Annotated in this window: 25 protein-coding genes; 10 read left to right on the top strand and 15 right to left on the bottom strand. The window is 73.6% G+C overall.

Going from position 1 to position 24,227, the window contains the following annotated elements; translation table 11 throughout:
• The 3 genes from ACFPL3_RS24545 to lexA all read left to right on the top strand — a co-directional run.
• The coding region (locus tag ACFPL3_RS24545) for a transposase (RefSeq protein ID WP_379589666.1) at window positions 1-197 on the top strand (197 nt) is incomplete at its 5' end.
• 388 nt (window positions 198-585) lie between these two features.
• Entirely contained in the window at window positions 586-1,185 is a 600-nt protein-coding gene (locus ACFPL3_RS24540) for a nitroreductase family protein (RefSeq protein WP_343946418.1), read from the top strand.
• A gap of 38 nt (window positions 1,186-1,223) precedes the next feature.
• Window positions 1,224-1,865: a transcriptional repressor LexA gene (gene lexA / locus ACFPL3_RS24535; protein WP_343946417.1), complete on the top strand. Its 642-nt coding sequence runs from the start codon at window positions 1,224-1,226 to the stop codon at window positions 1,863-1,865.
• A 3-nt stretch (window positions 1,866-1,868) separates the two neighbouring features.
• Here lexA and ACFPL3_RS24530 read toward each other — a convergent pair whose 3' ends face one another.
• The 5 genes from ACFPL3_RS24530 to ACFPL3_RS24510 all read right to left on the bottom strand — a co-directional run bounded on the left by ACFPL3_RS24530 (window position 1,869) and on the right by ACFPL3_RS24510 (window position 6,501).
• Window positions 1,869-2,690 carry a transporter substrate-binding domain-containing protein gene (locus tag ACFPL3_RS24530; protein WP_343946416.1) on the bottom strand — a complete coding sequence of 274 codons (822 nt, stop codon included), beginning with the start codon at window positions 2,688-2,690 and terminating at the stop codon, window positions 1,869-1,871.
• A 9-nt stretch (window positions 2,691-2,699) separates the two neighbouring features.
• Complete coding sequence (locus ACFPL3_RS24525) at window positions 2,700-3,536, bottom strand: class I SAM-dependent methyltransferase (RefSeq protein ID WP_343946415.1); 837 nt, start codon at window positions 3,534-3,536, stop codon at window positions 2,700-2,702.
• Window positions 3,533-4,942: an APC family permease gene (locus tag ACFPL3_RS24520; protein WP_343946414.1), complete on the bottom strand. Its 1,410-nt coding sequence runs from the start codon at window positions 4,940-4,942 to the stop codon at window positions 3,533-3,535. Before ACFPL3_RS24520 ends, ACFPL3_RS24525 begins: the two co-directional genes overlap by 4 nt.
• A gap of 66 nt (window positions 4,943-5,008) precedes the next feature.
• Complete coding sequence (locus tag ACFPL3_RS24515) at window positions 5,009-6,154, bottom strand: RNA polymerase sigma factor (RefSeq protein WP_343946413.1); 1,146 nt, start codon at window positions 6,152-6,154, stop codon at window positions 5,009-5,011.
• On the bottom strand, window positions 6,151-6,501 hold the full coding sequence (locus tag ACFPL3_RS24510) for a YciI family protein (protein WP_343946412.1): 351 nt from the start codon (window positions 6,499-6,501) through the stop codon (window positions 6,151-6,153). The genes ACFPL3_RS24515 and ACFPL3_RS24510 overlap by 4 nt, the downstream gene beginning before the upstream one ends.
• A 198-nt stretch (window positions 6,502-6,699) precedes the next feature.
• On the opposite strand from ACFPL3_RS24510, the gene ACFPL3_RS24505 reads away from it, so the two are divergent.
• Together ACFPL3_RS24505 and ACFPL3_RS24500 are read left to right on the top strand one after the other, a co-directional pair.
• Entirely contained in the window at window positions 6,700-8,382 is a 1,683-nt protein-coding gene (locus ACFPL3_RS24505) for a choline dehydrogenase (RefSeq protein ID WP_343946411.1), read from the top strand.
• The gene (locus ACFPL3_RS24500; RefSeq protein WP_343946410.1) at window positions 8,375-9,673 is read left to right on the top strand and encodes a lipopolysaccharide biosynthesis protein; all 1,299 of its coding nucleotides are present in this window, start codon (window positions 8,375-8,377) and stop codon (window positions 9,671-9,673) included. The genes ACFPL3_RS24505 and ACFPL3_RS24500 overlap by 8 nt, the downstream gene beginning before the upstream one ends.
• On the opposite strand, the gene ACFPL3_RS24495 is transcribed toward ACFPL3_RS24500, so the two are convergent.
• From ACFPL3_RS24495 to ACFPL3_RS24485, 3 genes are read right to left on the bottom strand one after another with little or no spacing between them, the layout of a single operon-like run.
• Window positions 9,657-10,334 carry a class I SAM-dependent methyltransferase gene (locus ACFPL3_RS24495; RefSeq protein ID WP_343946409.1) on the bottom strand — a complete coding sequence of 226 codons (678 nt, stop codon included), beginning with the start codon at window positions 10,332-10,334 and terminating at the stop codon, window positions 9,657-9,659. The two genes, ACFPL3_RS24500 and ACFPL3_RS24495, sit on opposite strands and share 17 nt — an antisense overlap.
• A gap of 31 nt (window positions 10,335-10,365) precedes the next feature.
• Window positions 10,366-10,701, bottom strand: a complete 336-nt coding sequence (locus tag ACFPL3_RS24490) for a DUF3140 domain-containing protein (protein ID WP_343946408.1) — start codon at window positions 10,699-10,701, stop codon at window positions 10,366-10,368.
• Window positions 10,698-10,913, bottom strand: coding sequence for a hypervirulence associated TUDOR domain-containing protein (locus tag ACFPL3_RS24485; RefSeq protein WP_343946407.1), 216 nt, complete (start codon window positions 10,911-10,913; stop codon window positions 10,698-10,700). Before ACFPL3_RS24485 ends, ACFPL3_RS24490 begins: the two co-directional genes overlap by 4 nt.
• Before the next feature lie 156 nt (window positions 10,914-11,069).
• On the opposite strand from ACFPL3_RS24485, the gene ACFPL3_RS24480 reads away from it, so the two are divergent.
• Both ACFPL3_RS24480 and ACFPL3_RS24475 read left to right on the top strand, forming a co-directional pair.
• On the top strand, window positions 11,070-12,275 hold the full coding sequence (locus tag ACFPL3_RS24480; protein ID WP_343946406.1) for a glycoside hydrolase family 10-like protein: 1,206 nt from the start codon (window positions 11,070-11,072) through the stop codon (window positions 12,273-12,275).
• Between the two features lie 105 nt (window positions 12,276-12,380).
• Window positions 12,381-12,809: a hypothetical protein gene (locus tag ACFPL3_RS24475; protein WP_343946405.1), complete on the top strand. Its 429-nt coding sequence runs from the start codon at window positions 12,381-12,383 to the stop codon at window positions 12,807-12,809.
• On the opposite strand, the gene ACFPL3_RS24470 is transcribed toward ACFPL3_RS24475, so the two are convergent.
• From ACFPL3_RS24470 to ACFPL3_RS24455, 4 genes are read right to left on the bottom strand one after another with little or no spacing between them, the layout of a single operon-like run.
• Window positions 12,793-13,977, bottom strand: a complete 1,185-nt coding sequence (locus ACFPL3_RS24470) for a sensor histidine kinase (RefSeq protein WP_343946404.1) — start codon at window positions 13,975-13,977, stop codon at window positions 12,793-12,795. The two genes, ACFPL3_RS24475 and ACFPL3_RS24470, sit on opposite strands and share 17 nt — an antisense overlap.
• Before the next feature lie 4 nt (window positions 13,978-13,981).
• Complete coding sequence (locus tag ACFPL3_RS24465; RefSeq protein WP_343946403.1) at window positions 13,982-14,842, bottom strand: MOSC domain-containing protein; 861 nt, start codon at window positions 14,840-14,842, stop codon at window positions 13,982-13,984.
• Window positions 14,839-15,441: a class I SAM-dependent methyltransferase gene (locus ACFPL3_RS24460; RefSeq protein WP_379589665.1), complete on the bottom strand. Its 603-nt coding sequence runs from the start codon at window positions 15,439-15,441 to the stop codon at window positions 14,839-14,841. The genes ACFPL3_RS24465 and ACFPL3_RS24460 overlap by 4 nt, the downstream gene beginning before the upstream one ends.
• A 1-nt stretch (window position 15,442) precedes the next feature.
• Complete coding sequence (locus ACFPL3_RS24455; protein ID WP_343946401.1) at window positions 15,443-15,865, bottom strand: MarR family winged helix-turn-helix transcriptional regulator; 423 nt, start codon at window positions 15,863-15,865, stop codon at window positions 15,443-15,445.
• A gap of 81 nt (window positions 15,866-15,946) precedes the next feature.
• Between ACFPL3_RS24455 and ACFPL3_RS24450 the strand changes: the two genes are divergently transcribed.
• The 3 genes from ACFPL3_RS24450 to ACFPL3_RS24440 are packed head-to-tail and all read left to right on the top strand — an operon-like array spanning window position 15,947 to window position 18,909.
• Window positions 15,947-17,158, top strand: a complete 1,212-nt coding sequence (locus ACFPL3_RS24450; RefSeq protein ID WP_343946400.1) for an FAD-dependent oxidoreductase — start codon at window positions 15,947-15,949, stop codon at window positions 17,156-17,158.
• A 15-nt stretch (window positions 17,159-17,173) separates the two neighbouring features.
• The gene (locus ACFPL3_RS24445; RefSeq protein ID WP_343946399.1) at window positions 17,174-17,836 is read left to right on the top strand and encodes a DUF1707 SHOCT-like domain-containing protein; all 663 of its coding nucleotides are present in this window, start codon (window positions 17,174-17,176) and stop codon (window positions 17,834-17,836) included.
• 23 nt (window positions 17,837-17,859) lie between these two features.
• Complete coding sequence (locus ACFPL3_RS24440) at window positions 17,860-18,909, top strand: D-2-hydroxyacid dehydrogenase (RefSeq protein WP_343946398.1); 1,050 nt, start codon at window positions 17,860-17,862, stop codon at window positions 18,907-18,909.
• 469 nt (window positions 18,910-19,378) lie between these two features.
• Here ACFPL3_RS24440 and boxB read toward each other — a convergent pair whose 3' ends face one another.
• From boxB to ACFPL3_RS24425, 3 genes are all read right to left on the bottom strand, one after another.
• Window positions 19,379-20,791, bottom strand: a complete 1,413-nt coding sequence (boxB, locus tag ACFPL3_RS24435) for a benzoyl-CoA 2,3-epoxidase subunit BoxB (protein ID WP_343946397.1) — start codon at window positions 20,789-20,791, stop codon at window positions 19,379-19,381.
• A 5-nt stretch (window positions 20,792-20,796) separates the two neighbouring features.
• Window positions 20,797-22,491, bottom strand: coding sequence for a 2,3-epoxybenzoyl-CoA dihydrolase (boxC, locus tag ACFPL3_RS24430; protein WP_343946396.1), 1,695 nt, complete (start codon window positions 22,489-22,491; stop codon window positions 20,797-20,799).
• Window positions 22,492-22,573: 82 nt separating this feature from the next.
• Window positions 22,574-24,166, bottom strand: a complete 1,593-nt coding sequence (locus ACFPL3_RS24425) for a benzoate-CoA ligase family protein (protein ID WP_343946395.1) — start codon at window positions 24,164-24,166, stop codon at window positions 22,574-22,576.
• Window positions 24,167-24,227: the final 61 nt, after the last annotated feature.

The raw sequence follows: 24,227 nt of genomic DNA, 5'->3' as shown, positions 1-24,227 counted from the left end.
GGCAGCGCGGGTCGAACGAGAACACCAACGGGCTGCTACGCCAGTACTTCCCCAAAACCAGCGCCGACTTCCGCGCCTACACCCAGGCCGACCTCGACACCGTCGCCCACGAACTCAACGGCCGCCCCCGCAAGACCCTCGGATGGAAGAATCCCGCCCAGGCACTCGACGAGCTGCTCGTTGCAACAACCAGTTGAGACCGCCATCTCTGGGAGCGACCATTTCGCCTTGATCGCCGCGAAACCTCCGGCTCCGCCCCTCCAAGGGGGTCAGTCTCCTGGTGGCCCCGCACGATGCGCGGCGCCACCAGGAGGCCCCGGCCGACGTGGGATCGCTCGGTGGGTTCCGCGGAACCCGGCCTGGGCGCTCGGGCTGACCGGTGCGATGCGGCGGCGCCGCCGGGAGGGCCCCGGCCGGCGTGGGTCGCTCCGGTGGGTTCCGCGGAACCTCCCGTGGGTCCGTCAGCCCTCGATACCTGGAGGATGCGCGGCCCCACCAGGAGGCCGGGCGGCGGTGAGGCCGCGGTGGCCGGCCCGGCGATCGTCCCGAGCGGGCCGGGGGCGCGCGGTGAGGCAGGCTGGGCGCGTGGAGTTCGCCGATGTCGTCCGCCGCCGCCGCATGGTGCGGGACTACGACCCCGACCGCCCGGTGCCGCCGCAGGTGCGGGAGCGGTTGTTGGAGCACGCGATCCGGGCGCCCTCGGCGGGGTTCAGCCAGGGGTGGGCGTTCCTGGTGCTGGAGTCGCCGCAGGAGCGGGAGCGGTTCTGGGCCGCCACGGCGGGCGAGGGGGCGCCGGACCGTTGGCTCAGCCGGATGCGGCGGGCGCCGCTGCTGATCGTGCCGTTGTCGCACAAGGCTGCCTACCTGGACCGCTACGCCGAGCCGGACAAGGGCTGGGAGGACCGCGACGAGCGCCGCTGGCCGGTGCCGTACTGGGACGTCGACACGGGGATGGCGGCGTTGCTCATGCTGCTCACGGCCGTGGACGAAGGGCTGGGCGCCTGCTTCTTCGGCATCCCGCCGGGGCGGGTCGAGGGGTTCCGGTCGGCGTTCGGCGTGCCGGAGGCGTACTCGCCGGTGGGGTGCGTGTCGGTGGGTTTCCCGGGTGGGGAGGACGTGCGCTCGCCCTCGCTGCGGAGGGGGCGCCGGACGGTGGAGGAGGTCGTGCACCGGGGGCACTGGTAGCTCCACGGTGTGTCAGGGCAGTCGCCTAGCATCTGCCTGTGGATCACTTCGATCTCCTCGATGCCTCCGACCTGCCTCTTCGACAGCAGCGGATCCTGCTCACCATCCGCGACTTCGTGGGCAGGCACGGCTACGCGCCCGGCACGCGCGAGATCGGGTCCGCGGTGGGGCTGCGGTCGGCGTCGGCGGTGTCGAGGCACCTGGCGAGCCTGGAGGAGAAGGGGTTCCTCCGGCGGGGCACCGCGGTGTCGCGGCCGATCGACGTGCGGGCCTTCCTGCAGGAGCCGCAGGCCGCGGGCGGTGGCGACTCGGTGCCCGTTCCCGTGGTGGGCGACATCGCCGCCGGCACGCCGATCCTCGCCGAGGAGCACGTCGACGACGTCCTCACGCTGCCGCGCGAGCTCGCCGGCCGGGGCACCGTGTTCGCGCTGAGGGTGCGCGGCGACTCGATGGTCGACGCCGCGATCTGCGACGGCGACACCGTGGTGGTGCGCCAGCAGTCCGAGGCCCACTCCGGTCAGATCGTGGCCGCGATGATCGACGGTGAGGCCACGGTCAAGGTGTACCGGCGGCGGAACGGGCACGTCTACCTAGAGCCGCGCAACCCGGCCTACGAGGTGATCGACGGCGACGAGGCCGTGGTTCTGGGCGTCATCGTCTCGGTGCTGCGCAGCGTCTGAGTTTCAGCCGAGGCGCGGGCGCGCGAAGCCGTCGTAGGTGCCGTCGGCGCGGGCGATGCGCAGCCAGCCGTTCACCCACTCCTGCAGTACGACGTCGCCGCGGGGCAGCAGATAGGCCTTCTCGGAGAAGGTGAACGGCGCCTCGGGGTGCACGGCGCACAGCTCGGGGTGCTGCTGCTGTTGCCACCGGGTCTCGGTGGCGTCGGTGATCATGAGGTCGGCGCGCCCGGCCAGGATCTCATCGAAGATCGTGTTGTTGTCCGGGTGGGGCACGATGGTGGCCTGCTTCAGGTTGGTCTTCGCGAACTGCTCGTTCGTGCCGCCCGGGTTGACCACCGCCCGCACGCCGGGCTGGTCGATCTGCTCGACGGTCTGGAAGCGGGCCACGTTCTCGCACTTCGTGATCGGCGTCTTGCCGTCCATGAGGTAGGAGTCGCTGTAGAACGCGCGCTTCGCGCGTTCGGTGGTGACGGAGATGCCGCCCATGGCGATGTCGCAGGTGGTGCCGAGGTCGTCCACGAGGGTGCCCCAGGTGGTCCGCACGAGCGTGAGGCGCACCCCGAGGTCGGCGGCGAGGTCTCCCGCCATGTCGACGTCGATGCCCTCCCACGTGCCCGTGGCCTCGTCGAGGTGGGTGAAGGGGCGGTAGTCGCCGGTGCTGCAGACCTTGATCTCGCCGCGTTCGAGCACGGCGTCGAGCACGCTCCCCTGCGGAGCGGGCGCCTCCGCGGGTGCGGGTGCCGGTTCGGCGGAGCACCCGGCCAGGAGAGCTGCGGCGGCCAGGCCACCCACCAGTACTCGTACCACCCGCCCCGTCGCGATCATGGTCAGAACCTACCTGCGCCGCGCCGTCACGATCCACATCGCCGACGGGTACGTGACGCCGTCCGGCCCGAGGTGCGCCGCCAGCTCGGCGCGCAGGCCGGCGTCGGCGTCGGCGCGGGGCCCGTCGTCGAGCTCGGTGAGCAGGCCGCCGAGCATCGCGCTGAGGTACCGCTGGGCCGTGGCCGCGTCGGGGCCGTAGTACATCGGCTCCCGCAGGCCGACGAGGTCCGGCTCGGCGAAGCCCGCCGAGGTGAGCAGGGTGCGGACGCGGTCGGGGCTGCCCAGCGCGAAGGGGCCGGGCCCGTCCGGCGGCGGCACCGGGAGCTGCCTGCCGACGGCGATCGCGTCGCGGAACGCGGTGAACCAGGGGTTGTCGGCCATGGTCTGCCAGACCAGCAGCACGAGGCGTCCGCCGGGCCGCAGCGTCCGGGCGAGGTTGGCGAAGGCGGCGACCGGGTCGCCGAAGAACATCACGCCGTTGCGGCTGATCACCCGGTCGTAGCGGGCATCCCCGAGGTCGGCGATCTGCACGTCGGCCTGCACGAACGAGACGTTGGTGAGGCCCTCGGCCGCGGCGCGGCGCCGGGCGAGGTCGAGCATCCGCGTCGACAGGTCCACGCCCGTGACGTGGGCGGCCCGCCGCGCTGCCTCGCGGGTGGTGATGCCGTTGCCGCAGCCGACGTCGAGCACCTGCGAGGAGGGTTCGAGCGCCACGGCGTCGAGGAACGGCGGGAGGTAGCGGGCCACGCCGTTGTCGAACATGTCGGCGTGCTCGGCCCAGACGTCCCCGTTTGGGCCGTCCCACGCGGCGGCGGCGTCGGCGTTGGAGGGGTCGACGGCGGTCATCGGCCCTGGGTGGCCGCCACGAGCCGCTCCTCGGCGTCCGGCCCCGGGGTGACCCGCGGCAGGCGCAGCACGAACCAGAGGCCCACCAGCCACCAGAGCCCGACGATCAGCCACTCGGCGGGCCAGGCGAGCGCCGCGGGCATGCCGGGCAGGTAGAGCACCGCGAGCACGAGGCTCAGCCCGGCCGCCGCCCAGCCGACCACGGGGCCCGCGGGCACGCGGAACGGGCGCGGCATGTCCGGCTCGCGGCGGCGCAGCACCAGGAACGACAGCGAGACGAGGAAGAACGCGATCACGATGTTGATGCCGCCCGCGTCGACGAGCCACACCAGCATCTGCCGCCCGAACAGCGGAGCGAGCACCGACAGCCCGCCGACGGCCAGGATCGCGTGGGTGGGCGTGCGGTAGCGCGGGTGCAGGTAGGCGAACCAGCGGGGGAGCATGCCGGACTCGGCCATCGCGTAGATGATCCGGCTGGCGCCGATGAGGAAGCCGTTCCAGCTGGTGAGGATGCCTGCGATGCCGCCGAGGATGAGCACGTCGCCCATCACGGGGCTGTTCCACAGCGCGGCCATGCCGTCGGCGGTGGCGAGCTCCGCGGCGGCGAGCTCGGAGTGCGGCATCGACGAGCTGACGCTCACGATCACCACGACGTAGAACGCGGTGGCCATCAGCACGGACAGGACGAGCAGCTTGCCCACCTGCCGCTGGGGCAGGTTGATCTCCTCCGCGGACTGCGGGATGACGTCGAACCCGACGTACAGGAACGGCGTGGCGACGAGCACCCCGACGAACCCGGCCAGGCCGCCGGTGAGCCACGGCTCGAGGTTGCGGGCCTCGCCGCCGACGAACGAGCCGAGGAGCAGGACGAGGGCCACCCCGATCAGGAACGCGACGGCGATGGTCTGCGCGATGCTCGCCGGCCGGATCCCGACGTAGTTGATCCACGTGATCAGCACGGCGCCGACGACCCCGACCAGCGCCCACGTGGCGTACACGTCGTACCCGGCCACCGACCACAGCCGCCCGGCCAGCATGTCCGGGGCGAGGTAGAGGACGGTCTGGGGCAGCGCGACGGCCTCGAACGCCACCACCGAGACGTACCCGAGCACGATCGCCCACGACGTCACGAACGCGGGGCGCGACCCGAGCGCGCGCAGCGCGTAGTTGTGTTCGCCGCCCGCCCTCGGCATCGCCGACACGAGCTCGGCGTAGGCGAGCCCCACCAGCGTCATCACCAGCCCGCCCGCCAGGAACGCCAGCGCAGCGCCCAGGGTGCCCGCGTCCTCGAGCCACCCGCCGACCAGCACGACCCAGCCGAAGCCGATCATCGCGCCGAACCCGACCGCGAGGGTGTCCCAGCGCCCGAGCGCCCTGATGAAGCCGGTCTCCTCACGATGCGCCATGGCAGCTCCCCGCTCTCGAATGCGACCGATGATCACACCTCGGGGCCGCGTGGACCAGCCCTGATGTCAGAGGTGTGCGATGCGTCGTTCGAGGAACCGCCGCTCGGGCTCGGTGGTGGTGAGCTCGAGGGCACGGCGGTAGGCGCGGCAGGCGCCGTCCGGGTCGCCGATGCGGCGCAGCAGTTCGGCCCGCGTGGAGTGCAGGTAGCGGTAGCCGTCGAGTGCGGGTGCGACGGCGTCGACGATCGCCAGCGCGGCGCGTGGGCCTGCCGTCTCGGCCACCGCGACGGCGCGGTTGAGCTCGACGACGGCGGAACCGGTGAGCTCGCCGAGCCGGGCGTAGAGGTCGGCGACGGCCGCCCAGCGGATCGGCTCCTCGGTCTGCAGTGCGGCGATCGCGGCCTGCACGGCGTACGGGCCGTCGGTACCGCGCAGCAGGGCGCGTCCCTCCTCGATCTGCGCGGCGTTCCAGCGGGAGCGGTCCTGGTCGGCCAGCAGCACGAGCTCCCCGTCGCGGGTGCGGGCGTCGCGGCGGGCGTCGTGCAGCAGCATCAGGGCGAGCAGGGCGCTCACCTCCGGCTCCCCGGGCATGAGCTGCGCCAGCATCCGGGCCAGGTGGATCGCCTCGGCGGCCAGGTCGACGCGCTGGTCGCCGTACCCCTGGTTGAAGATCAGGTAGAGCACGGAGAGGACGGTGCCGAGGCGGGCGGGCAGCAGGTCCTCGCCGGGCACCGCGAACGGGATCCCCGCCGCCTTGATCTTCGTGCGGGCACGGGTGAGCCTGCGCTTCATCGTCTCCTCGGGTACCAGGAACGCGCGCGCGATCTCCGCGGTGGACAGCCCGCCCACCGCGCGCAGCGTCAGCGCCACCCGCGCCTGCGGCGCGAGCGCGGGGTGGCAGCAGAGGAAGATCAGTTCGAGGCGTTCGTCGGGGATGGCGGTCGCGGGCATCACGGTCTCCGTGGGCGGCGGGAGGAGCTGCAGCTTCTCGGCGAGCCTGCGCTCGCGGCGGAGCCGGTCGAGGGCCTTGTTGCGGCCGACGGCCACGAGCCACGCCCGCGGCTCGGCGGGCGTCCCGTCCCGGCCCCACCGCTGTGCGGCCAGTGCGAACGCCTCCTGGGCGGCCTCCTCCGCGACGTCGACGTCGCGGCAGAAGCCGACCAGGGAGGCGACGACCCGGCCCCACTCGGCCCGGAAGATCTCGTCGATCACGGGGCGTGCGCGTACTCGACGAGCGGGCGCACCTCCACCGACCCGCCGGAGCGCAACGCGGGGATGCGGCCGGCCAGCTCGAGCGCGCTGTCCAGGTCAGGCGCCTCCACGAGGAAGTACCCGCCGAAGATCTCCTTCGTGTCGGCGAACGGGCCGTCGGTGAGCAGGACCTCCTCATCGGCCATCCGCACGGTGGTGGCGGTCTCCGCGGGCTGCAGCCGCTCCCCGGTGAGCACGCGCGGGTCGGCGCGGATCTCCAGGTACTCGGCGGTGAGGGCCGCGCGTTCCTGCGGGTCGAGCCCGTCGTCGGCCCCGGGCCGTTCGTTGATCAACAGTGCGTATCGCATCGGTGTCCCTCGTCCTCCTGCCGGTTCCCCGGCACGCCGTCCAGCGTGACGCGAGGGGGACGCACGGGTCCGCTCGACGGGGACCCGCGGTTGACGTGATGCCGGTCACAATCGCCCGGCGCAAGGTGCGCGCCACCCGGTGTTCGCCCGCCCGGCACGCGCCGTTCGCCTCCCGCCGCCCCGGCTAGCCTGGCGCTCGTGGCCGAGCTGACGTCCGAGCAGCCGTACGACTTCGTGATCGTGGGCGCCGGCGCAGCGGGGTGCGTGCTCGCCAACCGGCTGAGCGCCGACCCCGCCAACAGGGTCCTGCTGCTCGAGGCCGGCCGGCCGGACCACTGGTGGGACCTCGCGGTCCACCTGCCCCTCGCGATGGGCGTGCCGGTGGGTAGCTCCGCCCACGACTGGCGCTACGTCGGCGAGCCGGAGCCGCTGCTGCAGGGCCGGCGGATCGAGCACCCCCGGGGCAAGGTGCTCGGCGGTTCCACGAGCATCAACGGGATGCTCTACACCCGGGGCAACCGGGCCGACTACGACCGGTGGGCGCAGGAGACCGGCACCGAGGCGTGGGACTACGCCCACTGCCTGCCCTACTTCCGCAGGCTGGAGGGCCGCGTCGGCGAGGCCGAGGACGCCTTCCGCGGGCGCGGCGGGCCGCACGCGCTGGCCCCGAGCCCGGTCGACGGCCCGATATTCGAGGCGTTCTTCGCCGCGGCGCGCCAGGCCGGGCACGCCGTGCTGCCCGACACCAACGGATCCCGGCAGGAGGGGTTCGCGCCGCTCGACCAGGGGGTCCGCGGCGGGCGGCGCGAGTCGGCGTCGCGGTCCTACCTGTGGCCGGTGCGCACGCGGCCCAACCTCGACGTCCGCACCCGGGTGCTCGTCACGAAGGTCGAGGTCGAGGGCGGCCGCGCCGTCGGCGTGCGGTTCCGCCACGGCGGCGCCGAGACGTTCGTGCGGGCCGGTGAGGTCGTGCTGTCCGCGGGGGCGATCGGCTCCCCGCAGATCCTGCAGCTGTCCGGGATCGGCGAGGCCGCGCACCTGCAGGCGCTCGGGGTGCCCGTGGTGCACGACCTGCCGGGCGTCGGGCGGTCGCTGCAGGACCACCTCGCCGTGCACATCCAGCACACCTGCCTGCAGCCGGTGTCGATGGCCGCGGTCCGGCGCAAGTCCCGGTGGCCGGGGATCGTGGCCGAGGCGCTGCTGTTCGGCCGTGGCCCCGGTGCCTGGAACCCGATGCGGGTCGGCGGGTTCGCCCGCAGCTCGCCGGACCAGTCCCATCCCGACCTGTTCTTCGTGCTCGCGCCGTTGGCCATGCAGAGCGAGGAGCGGTCGATGCCGGTCGACCAGCACGGCTACCAGATGCACGTCGAGGTGATGCGCTCCGAGGCGCGCGGGTCCACGCTGATCCGGTCCGCCGACCCCGCGGCGCACCCGGCGGTGCGGCTGGAGTTCCTGTCCGGCCCCGAGGACCGCACGCGCTGGCTCGCCGCCGTGCGGACGGCCCGCGAGCTGCTCGCGCAGCCGGCCATGAGCCACCTCGACGGCGGCGAGTGGCTGCCCGGGGCCGACGTCCGCACCGACGACGAGGTCATGGAGTGGGTGGCGCGCACCGCGCAGCCGGGCCTGCACCTGTCCTGTTCGGCCCGGATGGGCACCGACGACGGCGCGGTGCTCGACCCGGCCACGATGCGGGTACGCGGGCTCGACGGCCTCCGGGTGGTCGACGCCGCCGCGTTCCCGTCGATCACCAACGCCAACACCTACGCGCCCGCGCTGATGATCGCGGAGAAGGCGGCCGACATCGTGCTCGGCAACACCCCGCTCGCGCCGGAGTACCCGGACGTCCCCACCCGGGCCGCCGACCACGCGGGCGATGCCTGACGGGCAGGCGCCCGGCCTGCTCGTCCGCCTGCGGGGGGTGCTCGCCGGCTGGAGGGCCCCGCAGCACCGCGACGGGCTCGCGCTCGTGCTCAGCTCGGGGCTCACCTCCGTCATCGGGCTGATCTACTGGGTGGCGGCGGCCCGGCTGTTCCCGCCCGGCGTCGTGGGCGTCAACAACACGCTGATCTCGACGATGACGCTGATCGCGGTGTCCGCGCAGCTGAACCTGGGAAACGCGCTGCTGCGCTTCGTCCCGGTGGCCGGGCGCTCGGCGCGCCGGCTCGTGCTCACCTGCTACGCGGTGGGCGCCGGGGCCGCCGCCGCGGCGGGTGGCGTCTTCGCGCTCGGCGCCGGGTGGTGGGCGCCCGAGCTGCAGGAGGCCGTCGGTGCCGCGCCCCTGGTGCTGTTCTTCGTGCTGTCCACGCCGGTCTGGACCGTGTTCGTCGTGCAGGACTACGTGCTCACGGCGGTCCGGCGGGCCACGGTGGTGCCGCTGGAGAACCTGGTGTTCTCCCTGCTGAAGATCGGCCTGCTCGCGGTGGGGGCGCTGCTGGCCTTCGGCGTCGCGATCGCCGTGTCGTGGATGGTCGCCACCGCGCTCGTCGTGCTCGCGATCACCGCTTACCTGTTGCGCGTCCTGCCCGCGGGTGGGCCGCAGGCCGCGTCGCCGGTGGGACCTCGCGCCGTGGCCCGGTTCGCGTCGGCCGACTGGACCGGGGGCCTGTTCACCAACGCCGTCGAGTTCGGCCTCCCCCTGCTCGTCCTCGTGACGCTGGGCGCCGAGCAGGCCGCGACGTTCGGCGTGGCGTGGGCGATCGCGTACGGGCTGTACCTCGTGTCCCACGGGATGGGGCAGTCGCTCGTGGCGCACGTGGCGGCCGACCCCGCGGCGCTGGACGCCGCCCGCCGCGGCACGGTGACGCGCTCGCTCGCCCTGATCGGGCCCGCGGCGCTCGTCGTGGTGCCGGGTGCCGGGCCGATCCTCTCGATCTTCGGTCCGCACTACGCCGCCACCGGCACCGCGCTGCTCGCGCTCGCCGCGCTCGCCGCGGTGCCGAACGCGGTGATCACGGCGGCGCTCTTCGGTGCCCGGGTGCAGCAGCGGCGCGCCGTGCTGGTCGGGGTGCCCGCGGTGGTCGCGGTGCTGGTCATCCCGCCCGCGCTGGTGCTCATGCCTCTGCTCGGGCTCGCCGGGGTGGGCGTCGCGCTGGTGGCGGGGCAGTCGCTCGTGGCCGCCGCGATCCTCGTCGGGTACGGGCTGTCGCGGCCGCGGGTCAGCCCGTCGGCGTGAGCCGGTGCAGCCACACCGTCGGCAGGCGGGTGGGCGCGCTCTGCACCGACGCCCAGCGCGCCGCGGCCGTGAGGAACTCCCCGGTGAGCGGGCGCTGCGGGTCGGTGATCCACACCTGTGCCCCGGCCCCGACGAGCCGGGGGAGCAGCGCGTGCATCTCGTCCACGTTGCGCTGGCCGTACAGCACGTCGGAGGCGAGCACCAGCCCGAACGGGCCGTGGGCCACCAGCGCGTCGGGGACGTCCCACGAGCAGACGGCGGTGTCGATGCTCGTGCCGTTCTGCTCGGCGTTCACCGCGGCGAACGTGAGCGCGTCGGCCGAGCGGTCCGTGGCGAGCACCTGCGCGCCCGCGAGCGCGGCGGCGACGGCCGGGAGGCCCAGCCCGCAGCCCAGCTCCACGGCGCGCACCCCGGTCCAGTCGTGCTCCGACACGGCGTGGGCCAGCTCGATCCCGCTGGGCCACAGCTCCGCCCAGTAGGGCGGGTAGGCCTGGTCGCGGGCGACGTCCTCCTCGTAGAGCAGAGCGGTGGGGTCGCGGGGGTGCACGAACCGCATCCGGCCGTGGTGCAGGTCGAGCGTGCCGGCGACGAGGTCGAGCCGCGGGTCGGCCGGAGCCGTTCGGTGCGCCGGCTCGGCCGGGGTGGGCGTCGGCTGCTCCATCGGGCCAGTGTGCCCGCCGCGGGGCCGGTGCTCAGCCCTTGAGCGGGTCGTGGCCCCAGTTCATCAGCGAGTACCGCCAGCGAGAGTCCTCGATGTCCTCCTCGGACGGGCGCTGGGCCAGGTGGCGGTGCACGTAGCCCACGACCTTGCGCATGTGTGCGTAGTCGTCGTCGGTGAACTGGTCCGCCTTCGTCCCGAGCAGCTCCACGATCCGCCGCCCGGACTCGTGCCCGACCGACTCGCCGCCGTTGCCGGACGCGCCCACCGACTTCGACTCGTCGGTCCCGAGCCAGCGTTCGAGCTCGCGGCCGGTCATGTTCACCGCGTCGCGGAAGTCGGTGCGCACCTGGCCCTTGTCGTCGCTCATGACTTCTTGCGGTCCAGCGCCGACGGCTTGTGCACGGCGTCGCCCCCGCTCTTCTCGCTCCGCACGCGGTACTGCGGCTCGTCCTCGCTCGCCCGCACGGTGCGCCCGGCGGCCTCGGTGTCGGAGGTGATCTTCTCCTCGACCACGCCCTCAGCGGTGCCGCCGTGCGACTTCCAGGTCACGCGGTCGCCCTTGCGGAACTCTTCAGCCATGTCCGACCTCCCCGTCGTCCGTGGCCGGGCGTACCCGGGGCCGATGCGGCCAAACGGGCGACCGGACGGGCGACGGTGCCCCCGTGCGGGCGACGATCCCGGGTGTCGCTCGCGCGGTGCGGCGGGCCGGCACCCGCGCACCCGATACTGGCGATCATGCGGGCGCGGACGGTGCAGGCGGGTGTGGCCGCCGTGGTGCTCGGGCTCGGGCTGTGGCACGCCGCCCCCGCCGACGAACCTGTCACCTGCGCGGCGGGCGAGACCCGGGCCGCGTGGATCGCCACCGTGCAGACCATCGACTGGCCGAGCCGGCCGGGGCTGGCGGTGGCCGACCAGCAGCGGGAGTACCGCGAGCTGCTCGACGACGTGCGCGGCCACGGCCTGAACACCGTGTTCGTGCAGGTCCGCCCCACCGCGGACGCCCTGTGGCCCTCCCCGTACGAGCCGTGGTCGCACTGGCTCACCGGCGAGCAGGGCAAGGACCCCGGCTACGACCCCCTCGCGTTCCTCGTGGAAGAGGCGCACGCGCGGGGCCTGGCGTTCCACGCGTGGTTCAACCCGTTCCGGGTGAGCAGGCAGGCCGACCCGGCGCAGCTGGTGCCCGAGCACCCGGCCCGCGTGCACCCGGACTGGGTGTTCTCCTACGGCGGCCAGCTGTACTACGACCCCGGCGTGCCCGCGGTCCGCGAGTTCGTGACCGACGTGGTGGCCGACGTGGCCGAGCGCTACCCGGTGGACGGGATCCACTTCGACGACTACTTCTACCCCTACCCGGCGGGCGGGGAGCAGATCCCGGACGCCGCCACCCACGCCGCCCACGGCGCGGGTTTCCCCGACGTCGGCGACTGGCGACGGCACAACGTCGACGAGTTCGTCGAAGGGGTGGCCGCGCGGCTCGCGGCGGTGGAGCCGGACCTGGCCTTCGGGGTGAGCCCGTTCGGGATCTGGCGCAACGCGAGCCAGGACCCGCGCGGGTCGGCGACCAGCGGGACGCAGTCGTACGACACGACCTTCGCCGACAGCTACCGGTGGGTGCGCGAGGGCTGGGTCGACTACGTCGTGCCGCAGGTCTACTGGGAGATCGGCCACCCCAGCGCCGACTACGCGGTGCTCGTGCCGTGGTGGGCGCAGGCCGTGGCCGGCACCGGGGTGGAGCTGTACATCGGGCAGGCGGCGTACAAGGTGGGCAGCAGCCCCGCGTGGGACGACGGCGAGCTCACCGAGCACATCGCGCTCGACCGCGAGCACCCCGAGGTGCGCGGTGCCGCCTACTTCAGCGCGCGGTCCCTGGTCACGAACGCATCCGCCGCGATGGAACGGGTGGAAACCGATCACTATGCCTGCCCGCCCACTACCCGCTGAGGCCGGAAAGACCAATACCCGCTAGCACCACTCGTCCAGGTGGCACACCGCCACTAGGCTGCGTGACCCAGGCCACTTACCCGGGAGATCGCGAGGTGATGAGCGATGAACAGTCCGGACCGTCCGGAACGCGTTCTCGCCGATCTGCTGGCCCTCCTCGCCATCGCCGATCAGGCCATCCTCCTGCAGGAGCGCGCCGAGGCCGTCCTGGAGGCGTGCGCGGAGCCGGAGGAGCCACTGCAGTCGGTCGCCCGGGAGGGTGCCCGGGTGGCGGGTGAGTACCAGCGGCTGTGGCGCTGGTCGCTGGACTTCGCGCCGTCCGCGGGCGACGGCTCGCTGGAGCGGCGGCTGTCCGACCTCGTGCTGCTGCACTTCCAGATGGTGCACACCTCGGTGCGGCTCGCGTTCCGGCCCTCCACGGGCGTGCTGCGGTCGGTGCGTGCGGTGGAGGACCTCACGCCGTGGGTGGCGGAGCTGCGGTCGGTGCGCGACCAGCTCAACCTCTGGATCACCGCGCTCACGCCTGCGGGCTGACCCCCGTCGACGGGGCGCGATCGGGAGCCGGGAGCCGGGCCTCCACGCGGAAGCCCCCACCGGGCCGCGGGCCCGCGGACAGGGTGCCGCCGAGCGCGGTGGCGCGCTCCCGCATCCCGGGCAGCCCGCTCCCGCCGCCCGGCTCGGCGGACGCCGGGACGCCCCGGCCGTCGTCGTCGATGCGGATGCTCACGCCGTCGTCGGCGTACCCCAGCAGGACGGTGGCCCTGGCCGTCGGGCCCGCGTGCTTGCGCACGTTGGTCAGCGACTCCTGCACGATCCGGTAGGCCGCCTGGTCGACGCTGGGTGGCAGGTCCCGGCGCGGGCCGGTGACCTCGAGGTCCACGGGCAGACCCGCAGCGCGGTTCTCCGCGAGCAGGTCGTCGAGGCGGGCGAGACCGGCCACGGGCGCCCGCGGCGGCCCCTCGTCGACCCCGCGGAGCACCCCGAGCGTGGCCCGCATCTCGCGCAGCAGCTCGCCGCTGGACGCCTTGATCGCCGCCAGCGCGGACCGGGCCTGTTCCGGGTCGTCGTCCATGAGGTGCAGGGCGACGCCCGCCTGCACGTTGATCAGGCTGACGTGGTGGCCGAGCGAGTCGTGCAGGTCGCGGGCGATCTGCAGCCGCTCCTCGCTGCTGCGCCTGCGCTCGGCCTCCTCCTGCGCCAGCTGCACCTGCGCGAGCCGCTCGCGGCGGGCCCGCCACCACTCGCAGACCGCGATGACGACCGCGAGCGACGACAGCCAGCCCCCCGCCCCGAACAGCGGCGGCGGCTCGCCGGGGTAGCGCAGCAGGTGCAACACCAGCAGGGCGACGAACGCTGCGCCGGTGAGGAGGTAGGCGCTGCGCCGGTGCCCGGACAGGACCGCGCTGCACAGCGCCACCAGGCCGGCCAGGAACACCGGGCCGTAGGGGTAGGCGAGGGCGAGGTAAACCCAGGCCGCGACGGCCGCGGTGCCGAGCGCCGCCGCCGGGTGGCGGTGCCGCACCACCAGGGCCGCGGCACCCATGAGGAGCAGTGCCACCCCGAGCGCGTCGAGGGGACGGGCGAACGGCTGGTCCTCGGCGGCCCGGAACGTGCCGACCACCGTGAACGCACCCACGGCCAGCGGCACGACCACCGTCGGGATCGGGCCGGCCCACCAGCCGTTCCGAGCCGCGGTGCTCATGGGGTCACGGTAGCCGCGGGGCCGTGGCGGTGCCCTCGTCCGCGGGCTCGTCCGCCCACCGGTGCACGCGCAGGTCGTCACCGACGGCCAGCTGCCCGGTGCGGACCACCGAGAACTTCACGCCGAACACGACCCCGCCCGTCACGCGCCGGTAGTCCGCGAGCGTGCGCAAGGGCTCGGGCCCGACCCGCTCCCCGGTGTCCTGGTCGACCGTGGTCACCGCGCACCGGATCGCCTGCTTGGCGAAGGCCAGCTCGGCATCCCCGACCGTGAACCCGCGGACCCGGTCCTCGACGTGCGGCTCGGTCCAGCCGTCCACCACCACGTTCGGGCGGAACCGCTCCATGGCGACGGCCCGGCCGCCGCGTTCCGCGATCCGCCGGTCCAGCTCGGCCCAGGACGCGTGGCCGGCGAGGAGCACCGCGCCGCTGTCGGCGTACGCGGCCCGCCCGGGCGTCTCCCCGTCGGTGACGCGGTCCTGCTCGGGTGGCACGCGCACCAGGCGGCTGGGCACGCCGAGGACGTGCGTGAGCCAGCGGGCCACGGCGTCGCCCTGGTCGATCCCCCGGTACGGCGTGCGGAACATCTCGACGGCGCTGCGGGGGCCGTCGATGTCCACCGCGAGGCGCAGCGCGTCGACCCCGGGGGCGCGCAGCACCAGCGTGCGGCCCTCGTCGAGGACCTCCGGCCGGATCGTGGCGAGCAGTGGTTCGCGGCGCTGGCTGCGGAACACCCCGTGCTCGTCGACGACCATGAACGTCCGGTCGTGCGCGATCCCGGCCGGGCCGAGGAACGCGCTGGTGAGCGCGGTGCCCGCGCAGCCCTTCACCGGGTAGGTGCGCAGGGCGACCACCCGGGCGCTCACGCGGGCACCCGCGCGAACACGAGGAACGACCGGCGCGGGGGAGCGGTGGTCGTCACCCGCACCGACCCGAACCCCGCCGCGGTCGCGATGCGCGCGGCGCCCTCCTCGTCGGCCGGGACGGGGAGGTCGGCGGGCAGCAGCGCGGCGAACGCGGGCGAGGGGGAGAAGTCCGCGGCCACCGGGATGCTGAACGCCACCTGCCCACCGGGCCGCAGCACCCGCCGCCACTCGGGCGGGGCGCCCGCCCCGAGGAGGTGCAGCGCGGACGCGCACACCACCACGTCGGCCGCGCCGTCGGGCAGGTCGAGCGGCACCGCGGGCCCGACCCGCCACTCGATCGCCTCGGCACCCGGGTTCGCCGCGGCCGCCTCGATCATCCGGGGCGAGATGTCCACGGCCACCACCCGCCGCGGCGTGAGCACCTCGCTCGCGGCGAGGGCGGCGAACCCGGTGCCGGTCGCGACGTCGACCACGAGATCGGGGGTCGGTGCGGGCTGCAGCCCGCTCACCAGCAGCTCGGCGATGCGCCGGTGGTGCGGATCGTCGTCGTAGGCGTCGGCGGTGGCGTCGAAGACGGCGGGGAGGGACACCCCGGCCATCCTAGGAGCCGGTGAGATCGGCGAGGAAGTCCGCGATCACGCGCAGCTGGGCCTCGTCGCGCGCGGCGAGCACGGCGTCCAGGTGCTCGGCGTGCTCGCGGTAGTGCTCGCCCAGCGCGGCCATCGCCTCCGGCACCGGCGTCACGAGCACCCGGCGGCGGTCGGCGGTGTCGCGTTCGCGGCGCACGAACCCGGCGGCCTCGAGCCGGTCGATCACCCCCGTCACCGTGCCGGTCGTGAGCCCGGTGTGCTCCGCGAGCCGGCCCGGGGTGAGCGGGCCGTGCAGGTTGAGCAGCGAGAGCAGCTGGGAGTCGCTCGCGCCCAGCCCCACCCGCTGCGCCACGGCGTGGTTGTGCAGCACGGCGCTCGCGATGAACCGCAGGGTCGAGCGCTGGATGGCGGTGCGCAGCTCGTCGGCCGACACCCGACCTCCTTGACAGACATCTCGGATTACCGAGATACTCGACTTGTCGAGATATTCGGACTTGCGAGGGAAGGGTAGGACATGCGGACCGCAGTGGTGATCGGAGCCGGGATCGCGGGCCCGGTCGCGGCGATCGCGCTGCGCCGGGCGGGCATCGCGGCCACCGTGTACGAGGCCCACGAGGGCACGGCCGACGACGTGGGGGCGTTCCTCACGCTGCAGGTCAACGGCATCGACGCGCTGCGCGCCCTCGACCTCGGCCACGTCCCGGAGGGCCTCGGGTTCGCCACGCCGCGCATGCGCTTCCGCAGCGGCACCGGCAAGGTGCTGGGCGAGGTGAGCACCGGCCTCGCCCTCCCCGACGGCACCGTCGCCGTCACGCTGCGACGCGCCGACCTCTACCGCGTGCTGCGCGACGAGGCCCGGAGCCGGGGGATCGCGATCGAGCACGGGCGCCGGTTCGTCGACGCCCGGCCGGTGCCCGGTGGAGTGGTCGCCGAGTTCGCCGACGGCACCACCGCCACGGCCGACCTCCTCGTCGGCGCCGACGGAATCCGGTCGCGGGTGCGGCAGGTGATCGATCCGGAGGCGCCGCCCGCCCGGTACGTGCCGGTGCTCAACACCGGCGGCTACGCCCGCACGAGCGCCGTCGACGCGGCGCCGGGCGAGTTCGAGATGATCTTCGGGAAGCGCGCGTTCTTCGGCTACGCGGTGGCGCCGGACGGGCTGGTCTGGTGGTTCGCCAACCCGCCGCAGCCCACCGAGCCCGCCCCGGGCGAGCTCGCCGCGCTCACCACGGAGCACTGGCGCGCGCGGCTGCACGAGCTCTTCGCCCCCGACCGCACCGCGGCGTGCGCGATCATCGACGCCACGCCGGGCGAGCTCACGGCCTGGGCCACCTACGACGTGCCGTCGGTGCGCCGGTGGCACCGCGACCGGATGATCGTCGTCGGCGACGCGGCGCACGCCACCTCACCCTCGTCCGGGCAGGGCGCCTCGATGGCGATCGAGGACGCGGTCGAGCTCGGCCGCTGCCTGCGCGACCTGCCCGACCCCGACACCGCCTTCGCGGCGTACGAAGGGCTGCGTCGTGAGCGCGTGGAGCGGGTCGTGGCGAACGGCGCCCGGTCGAGCAACGCGAAGGCGGCCGGTCCCGTCGCCCGGGTGCTGCGCGACGCGTTCCTGCCCCTGTTCCTGCGCCGGCAGGCAGCGGAGGCCGCCGCGTGGCTGCACGGGCACCACATCGACTGGCACACCCCGGTGCCGACCGCTGCCGCAGCAGGCCGCCCGTAACGGCACGATGGGGGCGTGGACGAACCGCCAGGACCGGAGCTGCGCATCGGCGACCGCGAGCGCCGCGCCGTCGACTCGCACCTGCAGCAGGCGCACGCCGATGGCGTGCTCACGCTCATCGAGTACGACGAGCGCGCCGCGAAGTGCTGGGCCGCGCGCACCCGCAGCGATCTCGACGAGCTGGTCCGCGACCTGCCCCCGTACCGACCGGGCCCGGACGAGGCGCCCACGGTGGCGGTGCCCGAGCCGGGCGCGGTCGGTGAGCAGCGGACCGGCGGCCAGCGCCTCGTCCGGGGCGCGGTCGGAGTGCTCGCCGCCGCGGCCGCGCTGTTCGTCGGCGCGCAGGTCGTCACCGCCGACGACGCCGTGGCGATCTTCGGTGACCGGTCGCTCACGGCGGGCGAGGGCACGGAGCGCATCCAGGTCGGCTCGCTGTTCAGCGACGTCCGGGTGGTCGTCCCGGAGGGGATGCGGGCACGCACCACCGGCGGGCTGGTGTTCGGCGACACCCACTGCGACCTCGCCTGCGCGGGCCCGGGCCCCGAGGTCGTCGTCGACGTCACCGGCGCGTTCAGCGACATCGACGTGCTGCGCCCGGGCGAGCTCACGGCCGAGGAGAAGGAGGAGCTGGCCGAGGAGCAGGAGGACGCGATCGAGGACGCAGAGGACGACGACTGAGTGCCCTTTGGCATGCTGGGCCGGTGGGTGATCGGCTCCGGGTCGCAGTGGTGACGCCTCTGACCGACGAGCTGTGCGATCTCGTCTCCCTGCTCGAGCCCAGGGTGGAGATGCTCTGCGAGCAGGACCTGCTGCCCCCGGTGCGGTACCCGGCCGACCACCACGGCGATCCCACGTTCACCCGCACCTCAGCCCAGGAACGGCGGTTCGCGGAGCTCATCGCCGAGGCCGACGCGCTCTACGGCCTCCCCGGGGAGGACCCGGCCGCCCTGCGGCACGCCATCGAGGCCAACCCCCGCCTGCGCTGGGTGCACACGATGGCCGCGGGCGGCGGTGCCTCCGTCAAGGCCGCCGCGCTGTCGGCGGAGCAGCTCGAGCGCGTCACGTTCACGACGTCGGCGGGCGTGCACGGCGGCCCTCTTGCGGAGTACGCCCTCTTCGGGCTCCTCGCCGGCGCCAAGAACCTCCCCCGCCTGCAGGCCGACGCCACGCGCCACCTGTGGCCCGACCGCTGGCTGATGGGCCAGCTGCGCGAGCAGACCGTGCTCGTCGTCGGGCTCGGCGGGATCGGCAGCGAGGTGGCCCGGCTGCTCGCGGCGTTCGGCACCCGCGTGATCGGCACGAGCAGGCGCGGCGAGCCGGTCGACGGCGTGGCGGAACTGGTGCACCCCTCCGAGCTCGCCGACGTGGTGGGACGCGTGGACGGCATCGTCGTCACGCTGCCCGGCACCACTGCCACGAAGGGCCTGGTGAGCGCGGACGTGCTCGCCGCGGTCAAGCCCGGCGCCACGCTCGTCAACGTCGGGCGCGGCACCGTCGTCGACGAGGAGGCGCTGGTGCAGGCCCTGCGCGACGGGCGGATCGGCTTCGCCGCGCTCGACGTGTTCACCGAGGAACCCCTCGACCCGGCGAGCCCGCTGTGGGACCTCCCGAACGTGGTGATCAGCCCGCACAACGCCACCCTCACCCCGGCGGAGGGCCGGCGGATCGCGGAGCTCTTCGCCGACAACGCCGGCCGCCTGCTCGACGGCAGGCCCATGCGCAACGTGGTCGACACGGTCGAGTTCTACTGAGGCGCGGCCCCGGCCTCGGCGCTCGGCGGGGCTGGCCTCCGATGGCGCCGCGCATCGTGCGGGGCCGCTCCTCACGCCTCAAGGGCGCCTTCGGCGTCGCTGCGCGAGCGCTTCGCGCCCCGTGACCCGTGAGCATCTGCGGCCCCTCCCGGGCATACACGAGAGCAGGCCAGGGCCTGCCCTCTTCGCGCGCGGCGCCAACCTGCGGCCGGTTCTGCGGCCATGATCAGGGGTTTGGCGCGTTCCCGGGCGTTTTCGACACGGGAATGCGCCAACTCTCTGATCATGGGCCGAAATTTGCGCTCCGAGGTCGCCGTGAGATCCGCCGTGTGGCCCTGATCACCGCGGAACCCAGGCCCCGGGGAAGCCCGAGGTACGAGGGCATGATCATTGCTCCGGCGCAAAACCCGACGCGAGGCGTCGGGAAACGCGCCAGACCGGCGATCTTGACGAGACCATGGGGTGTGCGTCAGGGGAAGTGCACGTACTCGTAGTCGACGGGCTTGTCGTTGATGCCCTTCGACGGCGGCGCGATCCAGCCGGCGATCTTGCCGGGCTCGTAGACGGGCCGCATCAGGGACCGGACGTGGGTCTTGTCGGCCTCGCTGGGCAGCCACTTGTCGCGGTTGGCCTCCCAGACGTCCTCGCCGACGAGGTCGCCCTTGGGTGTGACGTGGTGGTCGGCGAAGACGCCGACCTCGCGGTTGAACCCGACGTGCGGCAGGTACAGCCTGCGGTCGATCCCGCCCTTCTCCAGCACGCGGTTCCAGCGCTTGAGCCCGGTCTCGCAGTCGGCGATGTACTCGCGGCGCAGATCGTGGTTGAGCGCCAGCAGGGCTGACACCTCGTCGGTGGTGATCTCGCCGTCGCGCACCACGTCGATGTGGGCGGCGTCCTCGGTGAGGACGTGGTCGTCCTTGCGCCGTTCCTCCTGCCAGCGGCCCTTGAGCCCGGCCGTGAAGTAGTTGGCGGCGTTGGTGGAGCGCTCGGAGCCGAACAGGTCCAGCGACACCGAGTAGTGGAAGTTGATGTACTTCTGGATGACGTCGAGCGGGATGCCGCCGCGCGGCGCGATGTCGTCGGTGTCGTGCTCGCGCATGAGTTCGGCGGTGCGGGCCACCACGCGGTCGACACCCGTGGTGCCGACGAACATGTGGTGCGCCTCCTCCTTGAGCATGAACTCGCAGGTGCGGCTCAGGGGGTCGAACGCCGACTCCTTCAGCGTGCCGAGCTGGTACTTCCCGTCCCGGTCGGTGAAGTAGGTGAACATGTAGAACGACAGCCAGTCCGGCGTCTCCTCGTTGAACGCGCCGAGGATGCGGGGCGAGTCGATGTCGCCGGAGTTGCGCTGCAGCAGCGCCTCGGCCTCCTCGCGCCCGGCGCGGCCGAAGTAGGCGTGCAGCAGGTAGACCATCGCCCAGAGGTGGCGGCCCTCCTCGACGTTCACCTGGAACAGGTTGCGCAGGTCGTAGAGGCTGGGTGCGGTCTCGCCGAGCCTGCGCTGCTGCTCCACGGACGCCGGCTCGGTGTCGCCCTGGATCACGATGAGCCGCTGCAGGTCGGCGCGGTACTCGCCGGGCACCTGCTGCCACACCGGCTCGCCCTTCTGCTCGCCGAAGGCGATGCGGCGGTCGGAGTTGCGCTCGGCGAGGAAGACGCCCCAGCGGTACTCGTCCATCGGGACGTGGTCGAAGTGCGCCCACCCCTCGCGCCCGACGGCCACGGCCGTGCGCAGGTAGACGTCCTCGGTGGGCACCGCCGGGCCCATCGTGCGCCACCAGTTCAGGAAGTTGGGCTGCCACGACTCGAGCGCCCGCTGCAGCTTGCGGTTGCCCGCGAGGTCGACGTTGTTCGGGATCTTCTCGGAGTAGTCGATCGACATGCTGTTCACACCCGCCTGCGGTCGAAGTCGGCCCTGCGGCCCGTGCCGTACCGGCGCAGCGCGCCGTCGGGGCCCGCCGCGTTCGGTCGTACGAAGATCCAGTTCTGCCATGCGGAGAGCCGGCCGAAGATCCGCGTCTCCATGGTCTCCGGCCCGACGAAGCGGTGGTTGGCCTCCATGCCGGTGAGCGCGTCCGGCGACAGGGAGGCCCGCTCCTCCAGCATGATCCGGATCTCGTCCTCCCAGTCGATGTCGTCGGGGGCGTCGGTGACGAGCCCCAGCTCCAGCGCCTCGGCGGCGTCGATCCGGCGCCCGGTCTCCTGGCGCAGCTTGGCGACGTGGTCCTCGTCGTCGTAGAAGCGGCTCGCGAGCCGGGACAGGCCGTTGCCCATCGGGAACGTGCCGAAGTTGCTCTCGGACAGCACGAGCTGCGCCGGCTCGCCCTCCTGGGAGTCCTCCTCGAGGAAGCCGTCGAGCATGTACTGCCGGTCGCAGGCCAGCGCCAGCTCCAGCAGGGCGCCCGCGAAGCACGAGCCCGGCTCGATCAGCGCGATCAGCGAGCGGGACGTGACGTCGAGCCGCTTCAGCACGCGCTTGAAGTAGTGGCGGATCTCGTTGACCAACCAGTCGTCGCGCGAGTGCTCGGCGATCACCCGCTCGAACGCCAGCGCGTCCTCGACGTCGCCCTTCGTGCGGATCAGCCACGTGCCGAGCTCACGCTCGTTGGCGCGCAGTCGCAGGATGAGGTCGTCCAGCTCGCGGGTCATGGCCAACGGCCAGAACTGCGCACCCAGCTCGTGGACGCGTTCGACGGTGTCGGGGACGTGGCCCTCCGGGCCGTGCACGGTGATCTCGACGATCCCGCCGTCGCGGTCGTACCGCGCTTCGACGTGCTGGTAGCGCAGGCCGTCGGGGGTCTCCTCGCGCTGCAGCTGCGGCAGGTCCACCCCGCGGGCGTCGGCGGGCCGGGCGGAGCGGGCCGCGGCCTCGGCCGCGCGCTCGGCCACGGTCTCGTCCCACTGCCGCTTGGGGATCACCTCGTCCACCAGCCGCCACTCCACGGCCTGCTTGCCGCGGATGCCCTCGGAGCGGGTGGCGAACACGTCGGCGCGGTCCTTGCGCACCTTTCGCTTGTCGGTGACGCGCGTGAGGCCGCCGGTGCCGGGCAGCACGCCCAGCAGGGGCACCTCGGGCAGCGCCACGGCGGAGGAGTTGTCGTCCACCAGCAGGATCTGCTCGCACGCGAGCGCCATCTCGTACCCGCCGCCGGCCGCGGTGCCGTTGACGGCGGCGATCCAGGTCTGCCCCGAGTGGGCCGTGGCGTCCTCGATCTCGTTGCGGGTCTCGTTGGTGAACTTGCAGAAGTTCACCTTCCACGGGTGGCTGCTCTGGGCGAGCATCCGGATGTTGGCGCCCGCGCAGAAGTTGCGGTCCTTCGCGCTGGTGAGCACCACCGCCCGCACCTGCGGGTGGGAGAAGCGCAGCCGTTGGACGGCGTCGTGCAGCTCGATGTCGACGCCCAGGTCGTAGCTGTTCATCTTCAGCTCGTAGCCCGGCACCAGCCCGCCGTCCTCGGCGACGTCGAGCCGCAGGTAGGCCACCTCGCCCTGCACGTCGAGCTGCCAGTGCCGGTAGGAGCCCGGTTCGGCGTCGAAGGAGACCTGCGGTTCCGGGGCCGGCTCGGCGGGGCTGGTGGTCATCGCTGACGAACCTCCTGCGGCGGCGCGGCGGACCCCTGTCACTCTACAGACTCCTGCCTCAACGGCAAGGTGTTGTAGAACTTCAGGCCTTCACCTCCGCCACCTCGTCGGCGGCTCTCGGCGGCGTGAGGGTGGCCGCCGCCCGCTCCCGCAGGCGGTAGCGCTGGATCTTGCCGGTGGCCGTGCGGGGCAGCTCGTCGACCTGCACCACCAGGCGGGGCCGCTTGAACGCCGCCAGCCCGGCGCGGCAGAACGCGATCACCTCGTCCGGGTCGACGGTGGCTCCCGGCCGGGGGACGACGTAGGCGACCGGCTTGTCCAGCCCGTCCTCGTCGGGCACGCCGATGACGACGGCCTCGGCGAGCGCGGGGTGCTCGAGCAGCCGGGTCTCGACCTCGGCGGGGCTCACCCAGATCCCGCCGACCTTGAGCACGTCGTCGGCCCGGCCCAGGCAGGTCCAGCTGCCGTCGTCGCCCCGGACGTACTGGTCGCCGGTGCGCATCCACTCCCCGTGGAACACGGCCCGGTTGACGCTGGTGCGGCACCAGTAGCCGGTGCACAGCGACTCGCCTGTCACGTACAGCATCCCGGGTTCGCCCGCGCCCTCGATCACGCTGCCGTCCGGGCGGCGCAGCTCCACCTCGTAGCCGGGCACCGGGTACCCGGAGCTGCCCGGCACGACCTTGCCGGGGTAGTTGGAGATGAAGATGTGCAGGGCCTCGGTGGAGCCGATGCCGTCGAGGATCTCGAAGCCGTACAGGTCGCGGACGCCGTGGAACATCCGCGGCGGCAGCGCCTCGCCCGCCGACACCCCGCTGCGCACGGTGGCGAACGCCTCCCGCGGCAGGTCGGCGGCCATCAGCGGGCCCCAGAAGCTGGGCCCGCCGAAGAACAGCGTGACGCCGTGCTCGGCCACGCGGTCGGCGTACAGCGCCGGGTTGGGCCGGGACGGTTCGAGCACGCTGCTCGCCCCCACCGACAGGGGGAAGAACAGCGAGTTGCCGATGCCGTAGGCGAAGAACAGCTTCGCCACCGACAGGCAGACGTCGTCCGGGCCGATGCCGAGCACCTGAGCCGCGTAGGTCTCGCAGACGTAGCGGATGTCGACGTGGCGGTGCATCGCGCCCTTGGGCTTGCCCGTGGTGCCGGACGTGTACAGCCACAGTGCCGGGGACTCGTCCCAGGTGGCGTAGGGCGCGGCGAGTGGTTCGGCGGTGCGCAGGTCCTGCCAGGTGAGGCCCGTGCGGCCGGGAACGTCGGGTGCGGTGTCGCCGGTGAGCACGACGTGCCGCAGGTCCGGGGCGTCGGCGGCGGCTGCCGTGACGGCCTCCGCGAACTGCGGGCTGCCCACGAGCACCCGGGCCCGCGAGTCGACGACGAGCGTGGCCAGCTCGCCCGCCGTGAGCATCGTGGACGCCGGGACGGCCACGGCGCCCACGTACATCGCGGCGAGGATGCCCGTGGCCAGTTCGATGTCGTCGGCCATGCACAGGAGCACCCGTTCCTCGGGGCGCACGCCGATGGCCGCAAGGCCCGCGGCGACCCGGCGGACCTCCTCGGTGAGCTCGGCGTACGTGTGCGTGCCGCCCGGGTGGCGGATGGCGACCCGCTCGCCGTCGCCGGCCTGGACGCGGCGCTCGGTGAGGTAGGCGGCGGCGTTGAACAGTTCCGTCATGGAGCGGCTCCGGTCCGATCACGGGTGGGTCCGAACTCTACTGCTTGCTCACGCTCCGTCA

Origin of the sequence: Pseudonocardia zijingensis (assembly GCF_042657305.1) — a bacterium.
In the GTDB taxonomy this organism is placed as follows: Bacteria; Actinomycetota; Actinomycetes; order Mycobacteriales; family Pseudonocardiaceae; genus Pseudonocardia; species Pseudonocardia zijingensis.
This window is presented reverse-complemented; position numbering and strand designations above follow the sequence as displayed.

What these genes read in the sequence shown, in the direction of transcription:
- ACFPL3_RS24530 (WP_343946416.1), bottom strand. Translation starts at nt 2,690, where the DNA reads ATGATCGCGACGGGGCGGGTGGTACGAGTACTGGTGGGTGGCCTGGCC.
- ACFPL3_RS24525 (WP_343946415.1), bottom strand. Translation starts at nt 3,536, where the DNA reads ATGACCGCCGTCGACCCCTCCAACGCCGACGCCGCCGCCGCGTGGGAC.
- ACFPL3_RS24520 (WP_343946414.1), bottom strand. Translation starts at nt 4,942, where the DNA reads ATGGCGCATCGTGAGGAGACCGGCTTCATCAGGGCGCTCGGGCGCTGG.
- ACFPL3_RS24510 (WP_343946412.1), bottom strand. Translation starts at nt 6,501, where the DNA reads ATGCGATACGCACTGTTGATCAACGAACGGCCCGGGGCCGACGACGGG.
- ACFPL3_RS24500 (WP_343946410.1), top strand. Translation starts at nt 8,375, where the DNA reads ATGCCTGACGGGCAGGCGCCCGGCCTGCTCGTCCGCCTGCGGGGGGTG.
- ACFPL3_RS24495 (WP_343946409.1), bottom strand. Translation starts at nt 10,334, where the DNA reads ATGGAGCAGCCGACGCCCACCCCGGCCGAGCCGGCGCACCGAACGGCT.
- ACFPL3_RS24490 (WP_343946408.1), bottom strand. Translation starts at nt 10,701, where the DNA reads ATGAGCGACGACAAGGGCCAGGTGCGCACCGACTTCCGCGACGCGGTG.
- ACFPL3_RS24485 (WP_343946407.1), bottom strand. Translation starts at nt 10,913, where the DNA reads ATGGCTGAAGAGTTCCGCAAGGGCGACCGCGTGACCTGGAAGTCGCAC.
- ACFPL3_RS24480 (WP_343946406.1), top strand. Translation starts at nt 11,070, where the DNA reads ATGCGGGCGCGGACGGTGCAGGCGGGTGTGGCCGCCGTGGTGCTCGGG.
- ACFPL3_RS24475 (WP_343946405.1), top strand. Translation starts at nt 12,381, where the DNA reads ATGAACAGTCCGGACCGTCCGGAACGCGTTCTCGCCGATCTGCTGGCC.
- ACFPL3_RS24470 (WP_343946404.1), bottom strand. Translation starts at nt 13,977, where the DNA reads ATGAGCACCGCGGCTCGGAACGGCTGGTGGGCCGGCCCGATCCCGACG.
- ACFPL3_RS24460 (WP_379589665.1), bottom strand. Translation starts at nt 15,441, where the DNA reads ATGGCCGGGGTGTCCCTCCCCGCCGTCTTCGACGCCACCGCCGACGCC.
- ACFPL3_RS24450 (WP_343946400.1), top strand. Translation starts at nt 15,947, where the DNA reads ATGCGGACCGCAGTGGTGATCGGAGCCGGGATCGCGGGCCCGGTCGCG.
- boxB (WP_343946397.1), bottom strand. Translation starts at nt 20,791, where the DNA reads ATGTCGATCGACTACTCCGAGAAGATCCCGAACAACGTCGACCTCGCG.
- boxC (WP_343946396.1), bottom strand. Translation starts at nt 22,491, where the DNA reads ATGACCACCAGCCCCGCCGAGCCGGCCCCGGAACCGCAGGTCTCCTTC.
- ACFPL3_RS24425 (WP_343946395.1), bottom strand. Translation starts at nt 24,166, where the DNA reads ATGACGGAACTGTTCAACGCCGCCGCCTACCTCACCGAGCGCCGCGTC.